This window comes from Winogradskyella sp. HaHa_3_26 (genome assembly GCF_019278425.1).
GTDB lineage: Bacteria > Bacteroidota > Bacteroidia > Flavobacteriales > Flavobacteriaceae > Winogradskyella > Winogradskyella undariae.
Genome location: NZ_CP058981.1, coordinates 3,647,303 through 3,664,622 on the forward strand (window position 1 = coordinate 3,647,303; position 17,320 = coordinate 3,664,622).

The 17,320-nt window shown below is 31.8% G+C and carries 15 protein-coding genes; 11 read left to right on the forward strand and 4 right to left on the reverse strand.

Going from position 1 to position 17,320, the window contains the following annotated elements:
* Positions 1–1,629, reverse strand: a complete 1,629-nt coding sequence (locus tag H0I32_RS15740; protein ID WP_179314506.1) for an acyl-CoA carboxylase subunit beta — start codon at positions 1,627–1,629, stop codon at positions 1–3.
* Positions 1,630–1,762: 133 nt separating this feature from the next.
* Between H0I32_RS15740 and H0I32_RS15745 the strand changes: the two genes are divergently transcribed.
* The 3 genes from H0I32_RS15745 to ettA all read left to right on the forward strand — a co-directional run bounded on the left by H0I32_RS15745 (position 1,763) and on the right by ettA (position 4,420).
* Complete coding sequence (locus H0I32_RS15745; RefSeq protein WP_179314507.1) at positions 1,763–2,293, forward strand: NADPH-dependent FMN reductase; 531 nt, start codon at positions 1,763–1,765, stop codon at positions 2,291–2,293.
* Positions 2,294–2,492: 199 nt separating this feature from the next.
* The gene (locus H0I32_RS15750; RefSeq protein WP_173589417.1) at positions 2,493–2,675 is read left to right on the forward strand and encodes a CAL67264 family membrane protein; all 183 of its coding nucleotides are present in this window, start codon (positions 2,493–2,495) and stop codon (positions 2,673–2,675) included.
* Positions 2,676–2,728: 53 nt separating this feature from the next.
* The gene (gene ettA / locus H0I32_RS15755; protein ID WP_179314508.1) at positions 2,729–4,420 is read left to right on the forward strand and encodes an energy-dependent translational throttle protein EttA; all 1,692 of its coding nucleotides are present in this window, start codon (positions 2,729–2,731) and stop codon (positions 4,418–4,420) included.
* A gap of 254 nt (positions 4,421–4,674) precedes the next feature.
* Here ettA and H0I32_RS15760 read toward each other — a convergent pair whose 3' ends face one another.
* Both H0I32_RS15760 and H0I32_RS15765 read right to left on the reverse strand, forming a co-directional pair.
* Positions 4,675–4,899, reverse strand: a complete 225-nt coding sequence (locus H0I32_RS15760; protein WP_173589419.1) for a hypothetical protein — start codon at positions 4,897–4,899, stop codon at positions 4,675–4,677.
* 202 nt (positions 4,900–5,101) lie between these two features.
* On the reverse strand, positions 5,102–5,887 hold the full coding sequence (locus H0I32_RS15765) for an MBL fold metallo-hydrolase (RefSeq protein ID WP_179314509.1): 786 nt from the start codon (positions 5,885–5,887) through the stop codon (positions 5,102–5,104).
* 165 nt (positions 5,888–6,052) lie between these two features.
* Between H0I32_RS15765 and H0I32_RS15770 the strand changes: the two genes are divergently transcribed.
* The 8 genes from H0I32_RS15770 (at position 6,053) to H0I32_RS15805 (ending at position 15,896) form a co-directional block, all read left to right on the forward strand.
* Positions 6,053–7,399, forward strand: coding sequence for a microtubule-binding protein (locus H0I32_RS15770; RefSeq protein ID WP_179314510.1), 1,347 nt, complete (start codon positions 6,053–6,055; stop codon positions 7,397–7,399).
* A 663-nt stretch (positions 7,400–8,062) separates the two neighbouring features.
* Positions 8,063–9,124, forward strand: coding sequence for a hypothetical protein (locus H0I32_RS15775; RefSeq protein WP_179314511.1), 1,062 nt, complete (start codon positions 8,063–8,065; stop codon positions 9,122–9,124).
* A gap of 8 nt (positions 9,125–9,132) precedes the next feature.
* The gene (locus H0I32_RS15780) at positions 9,133–9,495 is read left to right on the forward strand and encodes a four helix bundle protein (protein ID WP_173589423.1); all 363 of its coding nucleotides are present in this window, start codon (positions 9,133–9,135) and stop codon (positions 9,493–9,495) included.
* A gap of 76 nt (positions 9,496–9,571) precedes the next feature.
* The gene (locus H0I32_RS15785) at positions 9,572–11,530 is read left to right on the forward strand and encodes an AAA family ATPase (protein WP_179314512.1); all 1,959 of its coding nucleotides are present in this window, start codon (positions 9,572–9,574) and stop codon (positions 11,528–11,530) included.
* A 70-nt stretch (positions 11,531–11,600) separates the two neighbouring features.
* Positions 11,601–12,179 (forward strand): NUDIX domain-containing protein, encoded by a 579-nt coding sequence (locus H0I32_RS15790; RefSeq protein ID WP_173589425.1) that lies wholly within the window; start codon positions 11,601–11,603, stop codon positions 12,177–12,179.
* A gap of 63 nt (positions 12,180–12,242) precedes the next feature.
* Complete coding sequence (locus H0I32_RS15795; protein ID WP_179314513.1) at positions 12,243–13,478, forward strand: DUF6638 family protein; 1,236 nt, start codon at positions 12,243–12,245, stop codon at positions 13,476–13,478.
* 77 nt (positions 13,479–13,555) lie between these two features.
* Positions 13,556–14,092, forward strand: coding sequence for a YtxH domain-containing protein (locus H0I32_RS15800; protein ID WP_179314514.1), 537 nt, complete (start codon positions 13,556–13,558; stop codon positions 14,090–14,092).
* Positions 14,093–14,195: 103 nt separating this feature from the next.
* A complete protein-coding gene (locus H0I32_RS15805) occupies positions 14,196–15,896 on the forward strand; it encodes a hypothetical protein (RefSeq protein WP_179314515.1) in 1,701 nt (566 codons plus the stop codon).
* An 85-nt stretch (positions 15,897–15,981) separates the two neighbouring features.
* On the opposite strand, the gene H0I32_RS15810 is transcribed toward H0I32_RS15805, so the two are convergent.
* Positions 15,982–17,313, reverse strand: coding sequence for a DUF58 domain-containing protein (locus tag H0I32_RS15810; RefSeq protein ID WP_179314516.1), 1,332 nt, complete (start codon positions 17,311–17,313; stop codon positions 15,982–15,984).
* Between the last annotated feature and the right edge of the window lie 7 nt (positions 17,314–17,320).

Genomic DNA, 17,320 nt, shown 5'->3' on the forward strand with positions numbered 1-17,320 from the left:
TTACACTTGTAAAACTCCCATATTAAAAGGTTTTTCAATAGGAGCGTGGTTAGCGGCTTCAATTCCCATAGAAATCCATGTTCTAGTATCTAATGGATCAATAACACCATCAGTCCAAATTCTAGAAGCGGCATAATAAGGTGATACTTGGTCATCGTATCTCGATTTTATTTTATTAAATAATTCATCTTCTTTCTCTTTAGTAATCTTTTCTCCTTTTTTCTTAAGGGAAGCGGTTTCAATTTGTAATAAAACTTTAGCAGCAGAATTACCACTCATTACAGCGAGTTCTGCACTAGGCCAAGCAGCAATCAATCTTGGGTCATAAGCTTTTCCGCACATGGCGTAATTACCTGCACCATAACTGTTTCCTAATATAATAGTAAATTTTGGAACTACAGAATTACTTACTGCATTTACCATTTTAGCACCATCTTTTATAATTCCAGAATGTTCAGATTTACTCCCTACCATAAACCCTGTAACATCTTGAAGAAAAACTAATGGAATTTTTTTCTGATTACAATTCGCTATAAATCGCGTGGCTTTATCAGCTGAATCGTTATAAATAACACCTCCAAATTGCATTTCACCTTGCTTATTTTTAACTAACTTTCTTTGATTAGCTATAATACCAACAGCCCAACCTTCAATTCTAGCGTAAGCTGTAATAATAGTTTTTCCGTAATCTTGTTTATATTCATCAAATTCAGAATCATCAACCAAACGTTTTATGATCTCTTTCATGTCATATTGGTCAGCTCTACTTTTGGGAAGAATACCAAATATGTCATCAGGATTTTCTTTTGGTTTTTTAGATTCAGCTCTATTGTAACCCGCTTTGTCAAAATCTCCAATTTTATCAACGATAGACTTTATTTTATCTAACGCATCTTTATCATCTTTAGCTTTATAATCTGTAACACCAGAAATTTCGCAATGTGTGGTCGCTCCACCTAAAGTTTCATTATCAATAGACTCTCCAATAGCCGCTTTAACAAGGTAACTTCCGGCTAAGAAAATACTAGCAGTTTTATCAACAATTATGGCTTCGTCACTCATTATTGGTAAATAAGCGCCTCCTGCAACACAACTCCCCATAATAGCAGCAATTTGTGTAATTCCCATACTGCTCATTATGGCATTATTTCTAAAAATACGTCCAAAATGTTCTTTATCTGGGAAAATTTCATCTTGCATTGGTAGAAATACACCAGCGCTATCCACTAAGTAAATGATAGGTAAGCGGTTTTCTATCGCTATTTCTTGTGCGCGTAAATTCTTTTTTCCTGTAATAGGAAACCAAGCACCTGCTTTTACTGTAGCATCATTAGCAACTACTATACATTGCTTTCCTTTTATGTAACCCATTTTTACCACAACACCACCAGATGGACAACCACCGTATTGTTCATACATTCCTTCTCCTGCAAAAGCACCTATTTCTATAGATTTTGCATTAGTATCTAAAAGGTAGTTCACACGTTCGCGTGCAGTCATCTTACCTTTAGCCTTATGCTTTTCAATACTTTTTTCGCCACCACCTAATTTTACTTTTACCAATCGTTTTTTTAAATCGGAAAGTAAAAGTTTATTATGATCTTCGTTTATGTTGAATTTGATATCCATTGCGCAATATTGTTTTGCACGAATTTACAAAAAACGTTTTGATGTTTCGAAAGTGATTTTTAATACCTGAAAATTTATGATTTGGAACACAAATAGTGGTTTTGTATTTTTAACATTAAATAAAATAAGTAAAATGAAACATATTATAGTCTTTGCAGGAAGCAATAGTACGACTTCGATTAATAAACAATTAGCAATTTACGCTTCTCAGCTCGTTGATGAAGTAAAGGTTTCTGTGCTCGATTTAAATGATTTTGAAATGCCCATATTTAGTACTGATAGAGAAGAAAAATCTGGTTTTCCAGAACAGGCTATAAACTTTGTTAATTACATTAAAAATGCAGACGGTATTATTGCGTCTTTAGCAGAACATAATGGTGCATATTCTGCAGCATTTAAAAATGTGTTTGATTGGGCTTCTAGAGTTGAACAAAAAACCTTTTTAGATAAACCAATGTTGTTAATGGCTTCATCTCCTGGAGCAAGGGGAGGAGCTACGGTATTAGAAATGGCTTTAGAGCGTTTTCCTAGACATAGTGCTAATATTGTTTCTAAATTTTCTTTTCCTCTATTTTATGATAATTTTTCTGAAGGAAAGATTACAAATGAAAAGCTAAATAATGAACTATTAGAACAAATTAAAACGTTTAGTAATAGTCTTTAAATGATATGGATTTAATGCCTAAATTATAAAAACAAAAATCAAGTTTATTATACTCATAAGATTGTTATATAGGCTATATCACTTATTTTTAGAGAGTGGATGAATTTAAAAACTTAGTAAAAGCATCATTCTTTTTAGGTTAATTTTGGTTTATTTCACGATATTTGTAAACTAACTAAATATTAAATAAGGATTGACTATGGCAATGAATAAAAACACAGTATTGGCTTGGGCTACATGGATAATGGTATTTGTAGGATGCGGATTGATTGCCTTAGGTGCATTTAGATACGATGATGTTGCAGGTTGGGGATTTGCAGCTGTTGGAGGAGGATTCTATTGTATAGCATGGGTTTTTAATGCTCTAAAAGGTCGTATGTAAGCCGTATTGAATATTATAGTAATGTTTAACTTTACAAAAAATTACAAAGAATTATGAGTGATGATAAAAAAGTGATTTTCGCTATGTCTGGTCTAACTAAGACTTTTCCTGGAGCGAATACACCTGTTTTAAAAAATATATACTTAAGCTTCTTTTATGGTGCCAAAATTGGTATTCTAGGACTTAATGGATCTGGTAAATCTACATTATTAAAAATTATTGCTGGAGTAGATAAAAATTATCAAGGTGATGTGGTTTTTCAACCTGGTTACTCTGTTGGGTACTTAGAACAAGAACCTAAATTAGATGATGATAAAACTGTAATGGAAATTGTTAGAGAAGGTGCAGCTGAAACCGTTGCAATTCTTGATGAATATAATAGTATTAATGATCAGTTTGGTTTAGAGGAGGTTTATAGCAATCCAGATAAAATGGAAAAGCTTATGAATCGTCAAGCGGAACTTCAAGATCAAATTGACGCATCTAATGCTTGGGAATTAGATACCAAATTAGAAATCGCTATGGATGCTTTAAGAACTCCAGACGGTGATAAGAAAATTGGTGTGCTTTCAGGTGGTGAACGTCGTCGTGTTGCTTTATGTCGCTTATTACTACAAGAACCAGATGTTTTATTATTAGATGAACCTACTAACCACTTGGATGCAGAATCTGTACATTGGTTAGAACATCATTTAGCACAATATAAAGGAACCGTAATCGCTGTAACACACGATAGATATTTCTTAGATAATGTTGCTGGTTGGATTTTAGAGTTAGATAGAGGTGAAGGGATTCCTTGGAAAGGAAATTATTCTTCTTGGTTAGATCAAAAATCTACACGTATGGCTCAAGAAAGTAAAACTGCTTCTAAGCGTCAAAAAACATTAGAACGAGAGCTAGACTGGGTACGTCAAGGAGCAAAAGGACGTCAAACAAAACAAAAAGCACGTTTAAAGAATTATGATAAGTTAATGAGTCAAGATCAAAAACAACTTGATGAAAAACTTGAAATCTATATTCCTAATGGTCCACGTTTAGGAACAAATGTTATCGAAGCTGCTGGTGTTGCTAAAGGTTATGAAGATAAATTGTTATATGACGATTTAAAATTTAATCTTCCTCAAGCAGGTATTGTAGGTGTTATTGGTCCCAATGGTGCTGGTAAAACTACAATCTTCAGAATGATAATGGGGGAGGAAACTCCTGATAAAGGTGAGTTTAAAGTGGGTGAAACCGCTAAGATTGCTTACGTTGATCAGAAGCATTCTAATATAGATCCTGAAAAAACAATTTGGCAAAACTTTAGTGATGAGCAAGAGTTGGTAATGATGGGCGGAAAAGAAGTAAATTCTAGAGCTTATTTAAGTCGATTTAATTTCTCAGGAGGTGAGCAAAACAAGAAAGTTAAATTGCTTTCTGGTGGTGAACGTAACCGTTTACACCTTGCTATGACGCTTAAAGAGGAAGGTAATGTATTACTTTTAGATGAGCCAACTAACGACCTGGATGTTAATACATTGAGAGCATTGGAAGAAGGGCTTGAAAACTTTGCTGGTTGTGCCGTAGTAATTAGTCATGATAGATGGTTTTTAGATAGAATATGTACACATATTTTAGCGTTTGAAGGAGATTCTCAAGTCTATTTCTTTGAAGGTGGATTTAGTGAATATGAAGAAAATAAAAAGAAACGTTTAGGTGGAGATTTAATGCCAAAACGAATTAAGTATAAAAAATTAGTGAGATAATATTTTCAACTTATTATAGAAACAAAAAAGTCAGCAAATTGCTGACTTTTTTGTTTCTATAAATTTTCTTTCTTGTTTTCTAAACGTTTTATTTTAGCTTTTAATTTTCGAGATTTAAGATAAAGCAATAACCATAAAATAAGTATTGTTATTAAACCTATTGATAATACGCTAATCATCTTATCTGAATAAGAGGAATTAGATATAGTTCTCGTTCTAAGTATAAAATTTAATACCATAATTAATTGATGAGTTTAGTTATCTCCGTAAAGGTGGCCTCCTGTAAAATCCTTATAAGTTTCATCAATATCTTTAAAGGCATTCGATTCCATTAATTTTTTATTCTCAATCTTAAGTTTATGCATTTTTATAATTGCTACAAGTATAAAAACTAAAAATATAGAGGCAACGATGATTAAGATCATAGTCAGTTCTGATGTCGTCACAACTAAAGGCTTGATGAGTGAAATATTAAGCATCGAATTCGTATTTAGATATTGGGGTCTATATTATACTGCTAATATAAATAAAAACTGAATGTTAAGTGCTTAATATTAAATTATTTGGAGGGGAATAGGTTAAATTACACCGATTAACCAACTGTTTAATCCGATAAAACACACTGTTTTTAAGCTAAATTCAACGTTTTTGTAAACTTATTAACAAATTTATTTTTTTTTGTTAATACCAATCTAAAAAGATAACTTCTATAGATTTATCACCTTCATTTACCAAAGCTTTAAATTTATTAATATCACTTAAACCTTCCGTTCCTCTATAATGATAAGGATATACTTTTTTTGGTTTAAAATCTAACACAGCACTTGCTGCACTTTCTACAGGCATTGTATATGGTAAATTCATACAAACAAAAGCGATATCAATATTTTTTAGATTTCGCATTTCTGGGATGTCTTCTGTATCACCAGAAATATAGATACGTTCATCATTTACAGTTAATAAATAGCCATTTCCTCTGCCTTTAATGTGAAATTTTAAAGCCTCTTCTCTAAGATTATACATGGGGATAGCTTCAATATTTATCCCTTCAAAATCAAAAGAATCATCATTTTTTAAGGTTATAATTTTAGAAGCAATACTATCTGATAATTTTTCTACAACCGCAGCTGGTGCAATAAGTGTTGCTTTAGACATGTCTATTCCTTCTAAAGTTTCAAGGTTTAAATGATCACCATGAATATCTGTAATCAATATTAAAGTTGGTGTTTTTTGTCCTTCAAAAGCTTCTGCTCCACCAGTTGGGTCAACATAGATCGTTTCATTTTCTGTCTCTAAAACCATTGTTGCATGAGAGATAGGGATGATTTTTAACGAAGATTTGGTTGGTGTTGGTTTTACATTTGTTTCTGTTATAGTGGTGGTTGTAATTTCTTTTTTAGTATCATTTTTACAATTAAAAGTAGTTGTGATAATACCTAGTAATAAGATGTGTGTCAGTGTTTTCATGTTATTTTTGGTTTTTTATAAAGATATTGATTCTGCATTAAAAACGATCAGAGTGTAACATTTTTATAACATTAGCTACATATAATTAGTAAGTAAAGTTTTTATAATCATAAAATTTACCGAAATTGTTAACCTAAAACTATTCAACCTTAAAACTACCAAAATATGTCTGATGATTTTGATTTATTAGAAACCAACTCACAAGAAAAAACTGAGAAAGTCGATGTTAACTGGGGTAAAGCCATAGACCAAATGAAGTCTAAGCTTGCTCAGGAAGATGATCCCGAAAGTCGTCAGAAAATATTGAATGCAACGTTAGATAATGTTGTAGATATGGCAGAAAAAGACCGTTCTACCTTATTAGATGCTATTAAAGACTTAACAGATTATCAAGATGAAGTGGGAATTATGTTCGAAGGTTTTTCGGCATTAAATGCTTCAGAGCAAAAAGTAATAGATGATGCTATTAAACGTTTAGAGCGTGCTAAAGTAGAGCTTGAAGATGCTAATAATAAACCAGATACATGGTGGAATAACCTGTGGGGAAGAAAAAGCAAAATTAGCGATGCAGAAGCAGAACTTAAAAATGCACAAAAAACACGTGATGCAGCAGATAATGAAGCAAAAGCGATGTTTCAGCAGCGTATTGAAACTGCAGATATTCAGACTTTATTAAATGAATTGTCATTTAAGAGTCAGGCAGCTATCAAACGTTTAAAAGATAGAGAAGTAGAAATTAAAGAAGTTGAAGAAAGTCTTAAAACAGCTATTGTAGACGCTTCTAATAATCACACAAAAGCACTTCAAAAGAAAAAAGAAGTAGAGGATAAGCTGGAAACGGAATATGCTTTATTAAAACAAGCACGTCAGGCTTTAGAAGAAGTATCGGATAAGCAATCTACAGAATACTCTGATGCATTGAGTAAAGTGACTACTTTAGAGCAAAAAGTAGAGGAGTTAGAAGGGCTTAAAAATGCTTACACTACGCTTGCAGCTTCAAAAGATAGTTTTGTACACAAGCATAATTTAACGATTAAAGTATTAACGTCGTTACGTAGTAATTTACAAACACATCGCGCAAAATTAAAGAGTGATACAGACGAGCGTCTTAAGTATTATGATGGTTATGTTGTGGCTTTAAAAGCACGTACAGATCAAGAATTTGCAGCAATACTAGAACATTTAGGGGTTAAAACAGATGAGCACATTGGTGAAACGTTAGCAGCAATGCATACCGCAAGTGCTCGTGCACGTCAAGAAATGATGGATAATATTCCTGTGCACGAAAAAGTGATGCAAGGTGTTTACGGAAGTTATGCTGAAGCGTTGCAAGAAATTAGAGAGAAGGATAAATCTATTCAGAAGAATTTTGCAGAGCGTTACGGCATTGATATGAAAGAAATTTTTGAAGATTACTACGCAGCAGATGCAAATGCTCCTTCAGGAGATACAGCAGGAAAACCAGCTAGTGCACCAAAACCAGCATCTACTGAAGATGATTTGTTAGGGTAATTTAATAATAGCGTTACCTACTTTTGTTTTAAAGGCAAAAGTAGGTTAGGCTTTCCATTATATCTTTTTTAAGAAAAAGAAAAAAGGATGCCGTTTTTTGGGGAAAGTAATCATGAGAACAATAGAAATGAGAAATTAATTCTTAACGCGTTTACTCGAGCTCAAAAAAGGAAGAATAATTCTCAAGAAAGATAAAATTTAATAATTAAAACATAAGTAAGGTTATGACTAATAGAGGGTTATTGCTATTCGTAATTGTTTTTTTTGCAATTAATTCAATTGTGAGTTATTTTTTATTTTATGAAAAAGATATTATTTCAACTTTATCTGTTTCTGCAGTTTCTTCTTTTTTCCTTTTCTTGATTTTTATTGTAAAGCGTAAATGGGATATAAAACAAAAAAATGATTTTAGAATAAAATAGATTATGAATAAAACGTTTCTTTTTTCAGTGATTGTCATTTTAATTTCTATTGGCTCTATAATTTTTATTATTCACACCAATGATCATGAAGAATGTGAGTTAAAAACGGAAATCAATTATGGCAAAAATGGAGAGAAAATTGTTTCCGAAATTCATATATGTAAAGAAAAGTATAATCTTTAAAAAATGTATTCATAACATAACTTAGAGCTAACTGAATACAACCAACTGTTTACTAAAAATGATCGTTACACCTTTAGATTCCGCAATTTTAGATTCCAAAGAGCAATACGTGTTCTATCATAAAATGATAGATTTCTCGCTCAAGGAACTCATTGTTGCGGTACAAGAAAAGCAAATATTAAATCAACAAGAATTACTCTTATTTAAGCAATACAGTGATTTGTTACTGTATTCTATAGAAGCTATGCGTGTAAAATACATGTATGACGACGAGGAAAATATGAAGGTTGATTTAACAGATTCTAGTTTTCCAAATTATTTAGAATTCCGTTATCTCTTTAACGATTTAGCTTTACGAGAAGATTACTTAGAAAAGCTCACAGGTATTGAAACACTAAAAGATGAATTCTTAGATACTTTAATGCGAAAAAAAGAGCCAATTCCGAAACGAAAACTCTTTCAAGCTGCATCCATAGTCTATTATTCTTCAGCTAAAAAGGAATATATTTTTAATCGTTTTGTACAAGGAAAGATTATACCAGCACCAGAAGGTTCTGTAGCAGAACATTTAGTAAGTTGGAGTTTCTATGATGTATCTCATAACCGACCGTTTGTTTGTTATATGTATTTTAATTACGATGGTAAAAATGTAGAAAGTTATAAAGATGAAATCTATGAAACCCTAAAAAATGTTGCAGATAGAGAAATGGCTTTCGATACCATGGCTTACGGAATAGATAAACGTTTACCAAAAGTATTTCCGAAGCTTATAAAACGTGTGGATTTAGGACCAATTCACAATGTATTTGCAAAGGACGAAAATAAATTAACGCATGCCATTTTGCAGAGTATAGCAAACAAAGAGATTCCGTTAGAATCTTATGCTATATCTCTTAAAATAGATGAATTAAAATCGAGTAGCGAATTTAAAGAAGGTAGCTTTTTTAGTAAACAAACCTTTCAACGCTGGGATGCTATGTATAGGCAGCGTTATATTTTTGCACCACATCGTATCATTCAAATGCTATACAATAAAACACCTGAAATTATGAATAAGTTGGCGATGTCACCAGTTCAAGTAAGCAGTATCCAGTCTTCAGTTTTCAGTAATGAAAAGTAAAAAAGAATATGTCATTTAAAACATTATTGGCTTATCAAAAAGGATTCGAGTTAGCAATGGAAATATTCCAATTGACTAAAGATTTTCCTAAGTCTGAAATGTTTGGTTTAACATCACAAATGATTAGGTCAAGTAGATCTGTATGTTCAAATATTGCTGAAGGTTATCGAAAACGGCAATATGAAAAGCATTTTAAAAGTAAATTATCGGATGCAGATAGTGAAAATTCTGAAACACAATTATGGTTAGATTTTGCTTTAGCATGTGGATATATAACAGAAATTAAGAAACAAGAATTACAATATAAAAGCGAAGAAATAGGAAAACTTATCAATTATATGATCAAGAACCCTAATAAATTCGGATTATAAAATATAAATAAGTCCGAGATAAGCCTCAACAGTAAGCACTGAAGACTGCATACTAAGGACTGAAGACTATAAAAATATGGAACACAACTCAACTTTTCCTATAAAACAAAATGAACTCGATATGCTTCGTGATGAAGCTACCACTTATTTAAAATCTATTCAGTGGGAGCAGAGTCAACGTGCAAAAAGCAAAGATAATGATGCTAAAGACGAATCTATTCTTTTGTATTTATCGCGAGCCAATAATGGAAGTAATGTTAATGTAACTTCCGTTTCTAAAACTATTTTGGCACTAAAGAAACGTTTATTGCCAGAATCTGTTGCACTTCCTATTTTCTTAAACCAAACTTTATATGCCGTTCAAGAAGGGATTGTGCTAGGAACTTGGATCAAGGATTCTTATTACGATGCTTCAGGATTATCAAGTTTAAGTGAAAATAAATCCGCTTTAGATAGTTCAGGAAGACGTGAGTACGAAAGTAAAATGCATACGTCAACAGCATTTATGTTGTTTTCAATAGCTTATAAAATTTTACACGATTTAAAACCTCATGCTTCTGAAGATTTATCAGTAATGAAGCAGAAATTTGCAGGAATTCCTGAAGTGTCCTTTTTAACACCTTTAAAAGGAATTTCTTGCCAGTTATTTTATTATGATAAATATTTAGGTCATCCAGAGATTATTAAATCAGATAGAGATGTTTTAGATTTTACAGTGGTTTATTTTGAAGCTTTAATTGAAGAAATTCAATTACGTAAAAGCACTTTAGAATACACGGAAACTATTGTAGATAGAACCTATAAGCTCGAGAAATCAGAGTTTGCTATTTCAGGTTGGGATAATGCTTTTTCAGGAACCGCAAAGAGTATTGAATTCAATAAAATTCAGTTCGAACAAATTGTAGGAAACAAAGATGCTAAACATTTTGGCCGCCGTTTAACCGAGCGTATGTTAAGCTATGATTTTGAAGCAAAGAAAAATCCGTTTCAAGAATTAGGAGGATTTATGCCTGTATTTATGGGGTACGGAATTCCAGGAACAGGAAAAAGTATGCTGATTGCTGCCATTGCAACACGATTAAAAGAACATGCCGATAATTTAGACATTCCGTTTTTGTTTCACCCTATGCCAGATACTTTAATTAGTACGTTTCAAGGTGGTTCTGCCGAAAAAATGGTAGAATGGATGAAACCTTTACAAGATCCAACTAAATTAATTTTTGCACCTATAGATGATGCTGAAAATAATTTACAAGAACGAACCTCTCAAGGTGTTTCTGCTGGTGTGAAAGAAGTTATTGGTGTCTTTTTAAGATATACAGAAGGTGCTTATGCCGTTAATTATGGAAATAGCTCAATTGGGTTATTTACCAATTTACCTGAGATGTTAGATAAAGCCGTGATTTCGCGTGTGCAAGGTCGTTTTAAAATTGATGGTGCACGTTCTGAACACGATTTTGTAGATCAAGATTATATTTGGTGGAAAAAATTACAAGATACGATGCCAGATTTTGTAAATATGAAGGATCCTGAAGTCTATAAATATTTATCAGAACAGGGCTTAGCTAATAGTATGGGGGAGATTTTAAATACTATTGATGTGCCTTCTGAAGCTCGTGTTCATGAAACTTTTGATAAGGTAGAAAAGCTTCATGAAACGACTGATCATATGTTTTATGCCGCATTATATAAAGAAATTCAGAAGATATTTCCATTTTTCTCTTCAAGAGATGTGCGTAATATTCAATCGGCAATTTCATTACGATTAACAGATTTTGATTTAGAACAAGATTGGTTTGAGCATCCTGAAAAGTATTTCAAAAAGAATTACGAAACTAAGTTTAATATGCTTCAAGAGTTGATGAAATCTAATATGAAAGGTTTAAACTTTTCAGATATAAGACGACAAGAAGTGATTCGTTATTTAGATAATGTTGCTACTATTGCAGATACCGATTTTAAACGTCAAGTAGATTCTAGAATAAACCAAATGAATATTGATAGTAAGGCTCGCGAGCTGTTTGGGAATAAGTAATAAATTAAAAAGTAGAAGTGCTCAGTTATTGTTAATCCAATATAACCAGGCATGAGTGAAGAGGAATCTCATGAAAAATTTAAAAAATATAAAAAGAACAAACCTTTCTAAGGATTGGGCTACTTTAGATAAAATTGATTACGAATACCAATTTAAAAATGGAGAATGGAAATCGATTTCAAGAGAGTGTTACAATCGTGGAGATGGAGCAGCAATATTTTTATATAATGTAGAAAAGGGAACTGTTATTTTAACCAAGCAATTCCGAATGCCAATTTATGAAAACACTAAAAGTGAAGGCATGTCTATTGAGGTTTGTGCTGGTTCTATAGAACATAGTGATAAGCCCTTAGCAACCATTCTTAGAGAAACAGAAGAAGAAGTTGGTTATAAAATTAGTGAGGCTAAAGAAGTGTTTAAAACTTACACTTCACCAGGTGCATTAACCGAAAAATTATTTCTTTATGTAGCAGAATATACCGATGCTTTAAAAATAAGTGATGGAGGCGGATTGGAAAGTGAAAATGAAGAGATTGAAGTATTAGAACTTCCGTTTTCTAAAGTTATCAGTATGATTGAAACCGAAGAAATTATTGATGCAAAAACAATTATGTTAGTACAGTATGCGCAAATCAATAAGTTGTTATAATAATTAGATTCCTGCTTTCTCAGGAATAACAAAAATAGTATTCCACTTTAGTGGAAAATGAAGATGGACAAATTAAAACAAGCTAATTTATTTAGAAGTGAACTAATTCCTGTTAGCGGAAAATTAGTAGATCGTTATAATAAATGCCTAAAAACTTTAGGGTTTACAGAAACCAATCTCAAGTCATTTTCTATTGACGGCGTAGGTTGGAGTCCTGAAGTTGCAGAAGAAAAGAAGAATATGCAATACCTTAATCAAGGTGAAGCTAATCCAAACGGAATTATAATTTCACCATTACAAAAAGGGAAACCAGTCTATTTGCCATTTCATTCTTTTGATAGAGAAATGATGAAATTAGTGTTTAAAACACATGGAGAAAAGATTAATGATATTACCCGGGACTCTGCAATTTGTATAGAATTTGATCAAAATATAGATGTGTTTTATGAGCCTTTAGACGTTTTAAAATATAAAGATGTTGCAATTACATTTAGGCTTATTGATAATTTAGAAGAAAAGCAAACAGAACAATTACAACTCGTTGATAAATTTAGAAATGGAAATAATTTTATTGATGAAGATATTCAGCAACAGTTACTAAATTCGGCTAAAACTTATGGAGATTTAAGAGCGCGAGATTTAAATATAGAGACTTTACATTTTACAACCAGTTCATTTTTTACTAGAGCTTTTGGAGGCGTGTATTTACTTCGCGATTTTATAAAACCAATCGTTATTTTTAAAGATGAAAAAAATTATAAAGAAGCCATCAAAGATACCATTCACGATGTATTGATTTATCACATTTCACAACCTGAGTTAGTCGCTAAGCTTAAAGACCACATTATTATTGAGTGCGATTTAGAATCTGTTATAACAACATCAAATTACGATCGTGTTAAAAAGTTTGAATTGGCACAGTTTCTTAAAGAAACAGAACATCCCATTCAAGCTATTTTAGATGATAAAGGCTTATTTAAAAGTTATTTAAATAAAATAGATATTAATGCTCGTAAGCAGGTTATGAGTGTCGAAATTTATCTCGAAAAATTAGAACGCAGTAATGCGTATAAGATTGAAGATATTGTAGAACAATCTTTTTACTTTGCGTTACATCAACCACATTCATCATTATCAGCAGAACATCGCGATTTAATTCATAAATTACTGATTAATATTGCACCAAAGGATATGTTATTCTTGTATTGGTATGATAAAGAGCAATTTTATAAGAGTTACGAAACTTGGGAAGATTCATTTAAAGATTGGGTAATTCAAAGAATAAGTAACAATATCTAAGTTTTTTAGACTAATATAATAAGAGTTAGTATTCTGTAATTAATTAATACGGAATCTAAAATATAAAACAAACAACCATGGGAATAGAACTTGTTATCTTCATCGCAGCCATTTTATTCGGAATCTTTCTGTATTGGAGAGAATCTAACGGTAATGGAGCATACCGTTTTTTAAACAAAATTGTGAATAGTAAAGAGTTGCAAATGAGTCCCGATAATCCCAAAGGATTTATTTATAAGCAAACCCTTTTGCCACGTATCATTTTTGTGGTAAGTTTCGTTTTAGTTGCTGCTTTGGTTGTTGAATTTTTAACGCCAATTTCTGTATTTAGCAGTTATAACGGCGTATCTGCTTTTGCATCTTTTGCTGTAGGAGCATTAATAGGAACTTATTTAGCAAGTTTTGTGATTAAAACAACCGAAGTTATAGAGGAACAAAGTGATTCTTTAGAAGATAAATTTGAGGATGTTGTAGAAAAAGGAAAAGACTTTCTTGAAGATTTAAAGGCAAGAGATTCAAAAGAAATTGAAGAACTAAAAGAAGATATTAATACAGAACCAAAGGTCGAAAAGCAAAGTGCACGTGACCGTTTAAAAGATAAGGGTCTTATGTAATAGATTCTTGAGAAATCAAGAATATCTAAGATGCTTAATAATAAAGAGGATTACAATTATTAATAAAAAATAGGAGATTCCTGTTGTTACAGGAAATTATATCATGATAAAATCATATTGGAAAAAAGGAGGGAAGCAAAAAGGAATTACCATTCTTGTAGTATTGCTACTAATAGTGTTATTATTCTTTTTTAGGGACGATTACCAACCCGTTTTATTATTTGTGCGTAAGTATATATTCATCATTTTAATGAGTGCTTTAGTGCTGTTTTTAGGCTTTCGTAAATTCAGGAAGTCTGCAAATGTTGGTGGCCGTTTAGGGATATTGGCGTTGTTAATTGTCTTCTTCGGAATTTTATATGTTGTGGGTTGGCATTATAAAATGTACGATTATATGAAAACGTACAATGTGTTTAATAGCATGGATAAAGTTGAAATCAATGAACTTCCATTAACACAAAACGAACGTATTCAACCCTTAAGAAATGTGTTTTCTATGGCGAATGAAAGTGTAGGAGAAACTAAAGATGTTTCGTTACCGCATTTAGTAAGAGTTGATGGTCAGAATAAGTGGACAATGGCCATTCAGCCAAGTGAAAAATATGTCATGCAACGTATTAATGATAATACGGAAGAATTATTTGCTGTGAGCAGTACCACACCATTTCCAAGGTTTTCAAACGAAAATCGTATTGATGTCACATTTTCTATAGGTGAATCTTTAAAGTTTAGTAGAAACACCTACAATGCAGTAGTGCAACGTTTTAATCCGTGGATGTTATTTAATCATGAGCCAAGTGATACATTTTACATGAAAAATGATTCAGGGCAATGGGTTCAAGTCGTGAGTTTGATTAAATGGAAAGGCTTCTTTTTTCCTTATCCAAGTTTTGGAGGTGTAATGATTATTGAAAATGGAGAACATGATTTTAATGATTATTTAGAACGTATTACTATAGGAAAAGGGACTTATGTGAGTCCTGAAGAAATTAAAAATTATCCGTTTTTGATGAAACAGAATACATTATCTGAAAAAGTATCGCAGTTAGAAGCAGAGTCTTTAAAATTTTTAGGTGGTTTTAGTGATCCATTACCATGGAATATGGAAACAGCAGTAAAAATTCCTTTAATGCCAAAAGATCAAAACCAACAACCTTATGTTACGGATTTTGATTTTTCAGATTCAAATTCTGATGCTTACAGCGGATTATATCATTGGTTTGGTTTAGAGCCTGTAGGAAATCAGCGTACCAGTTTAAGTTATAGTGTATTTGTACCAGCAGACGGATCAGGTAAGCTATATTATTACGATCACGCTTCAAAAAAGCAAGGTTACGCAGGTGTCTCTGCAATGCCTTTAAAGGTTAAGGAATCTCGAAAAGAATACGATTGGTCTGCAAGTACACCTGTGGAGTTTAGACCTTATATTAAGAATATTGCAGGAAGAAAACGTATGTTTTTCTTAGGAACAATATCGTCTATCAGCTCAACAGATGCACAACAATTTGATGGTTCTGCGACGCCAGATTTAGTTTTAATTGATAGTGAATACAGAGATGTTATTTGGATTGATGTAAAACACCCAAGTACTTGGGATGAGGAAGTTTATAATCAGTTAAATGAAGCTTGGAGAGCAAGTGAAGGCATTGGGTATTTTTATAAAGAAGTACCAAAAGTAGATGAAGATATTATAGAACAGCAGATAGATTCTATTAGTAGCATTCCAAAGGTAGAAGATAATTCTGATAAGATTAATGCCTTGCAACGTCAATTAGATTCATTGAAGGCTGCTAGTGGAAATTAAATCAAAAACAAAAAAGACTGCTTTTAAGCAGTCTTTTTTGTTTTATAAAATTATTAAATATCTTAATAAGAAAGAATGTTTTGTTCTATAAAAGTCCCCGTGCTTTAATCTCCAAATATTTATTAATGGTATTTATAGTTAAATTTTCTGGAGCAGTTAAAATAGATTGAATGCCGTGTTTTTGAAGTTCTTTAACCATCAAACGTTTTTCGAAAGCAAATTTTTCTGCTATCGTTTTATGATAAATAGATTGTAAATCTTCAGCATTTTCATTAATTATAATATCTAGTTCTGTGTTTTCAAATAAAACAACAACCAGCATGTGTTTTTTAGAAATGGCTTGTAAGTAAGGTAATTGTCGTTTTAAAGCACTAATATGTTCAAAATTGGTATATAATAAGAGAAGACTACGATGTGTTACTTTTCGTTTTAATTGTGCGTAGAGTAGACTAAAATCACTATCTGTAAACTGTGTATCAATATTATATAAAGTTTCTAAAATACGATTGAGATACGTTAATTTCTGAATGGCAGGTAAAAAAGCTTCTATCTTTTTTGAAAACGAAAGCATTCCTACTTTATCATGTTTTTTTAAGGCAACATTACTAAATGCTAATGTAGAATTAATGGCGTAATCTAACAGTTTTAATCCGTTAAATGGCATTTTCATTATTCTTCCTGTATCAATGATAGAGTAGATGGGTTGGGATTTTTCATCTTGAAACTGATTCACCATCAATTGGCCTCGTTTAGCTGTGGCTTTCCAGTTTACAGTTCTAAAATCATCGCCGTTAACGTATTCTTTTATTTGTTCGAATTCTGAAGTATTCCCGATTTTTCTAATCTTTTTTAGGCCAAATTCAGTTAAAGCATTGCTTATGGCTAAAAAATCATATTTCTGCATCTGAATAATCGATGGGTAAACCATGACCATTTGCTGATTTTGAAACTGATATCTTCGTTTTACAATTTTAAGAATAGACGACACAAAGATATTTAGGTGTCCAAAATAATATTCACCACGATCTACGGGTCTTACAAGGTAATCAAAGTCGTGATTTTCATTCGGGTTTAGAGTCGTTTGATATAAAAAATCTCGCTTTTGAAACTGTACAGGCAATTCATCTATAACATCAATAAAGGTTTTAAAGCTGTATTTGTTTGTGATGGTTATTGGTACAGGGTTATTATCACTATTAGAAAACTTATCAGGTAATATTCGTCTCGCATTTATAGCATCTGAAGACTTGTAGAGTAACATTAAATCTATCAATAATAAAACTGAAATTAGGATCGTAATAATCCATGCAACAGGATAAAATATAGAAAACCAATAAGACAAAAGAAAACATACAGAAGCCATTGCTATATAAATATATAGCTGTTTGTGTACGTATAATGATTTTAAAAATTTCATAATTAGT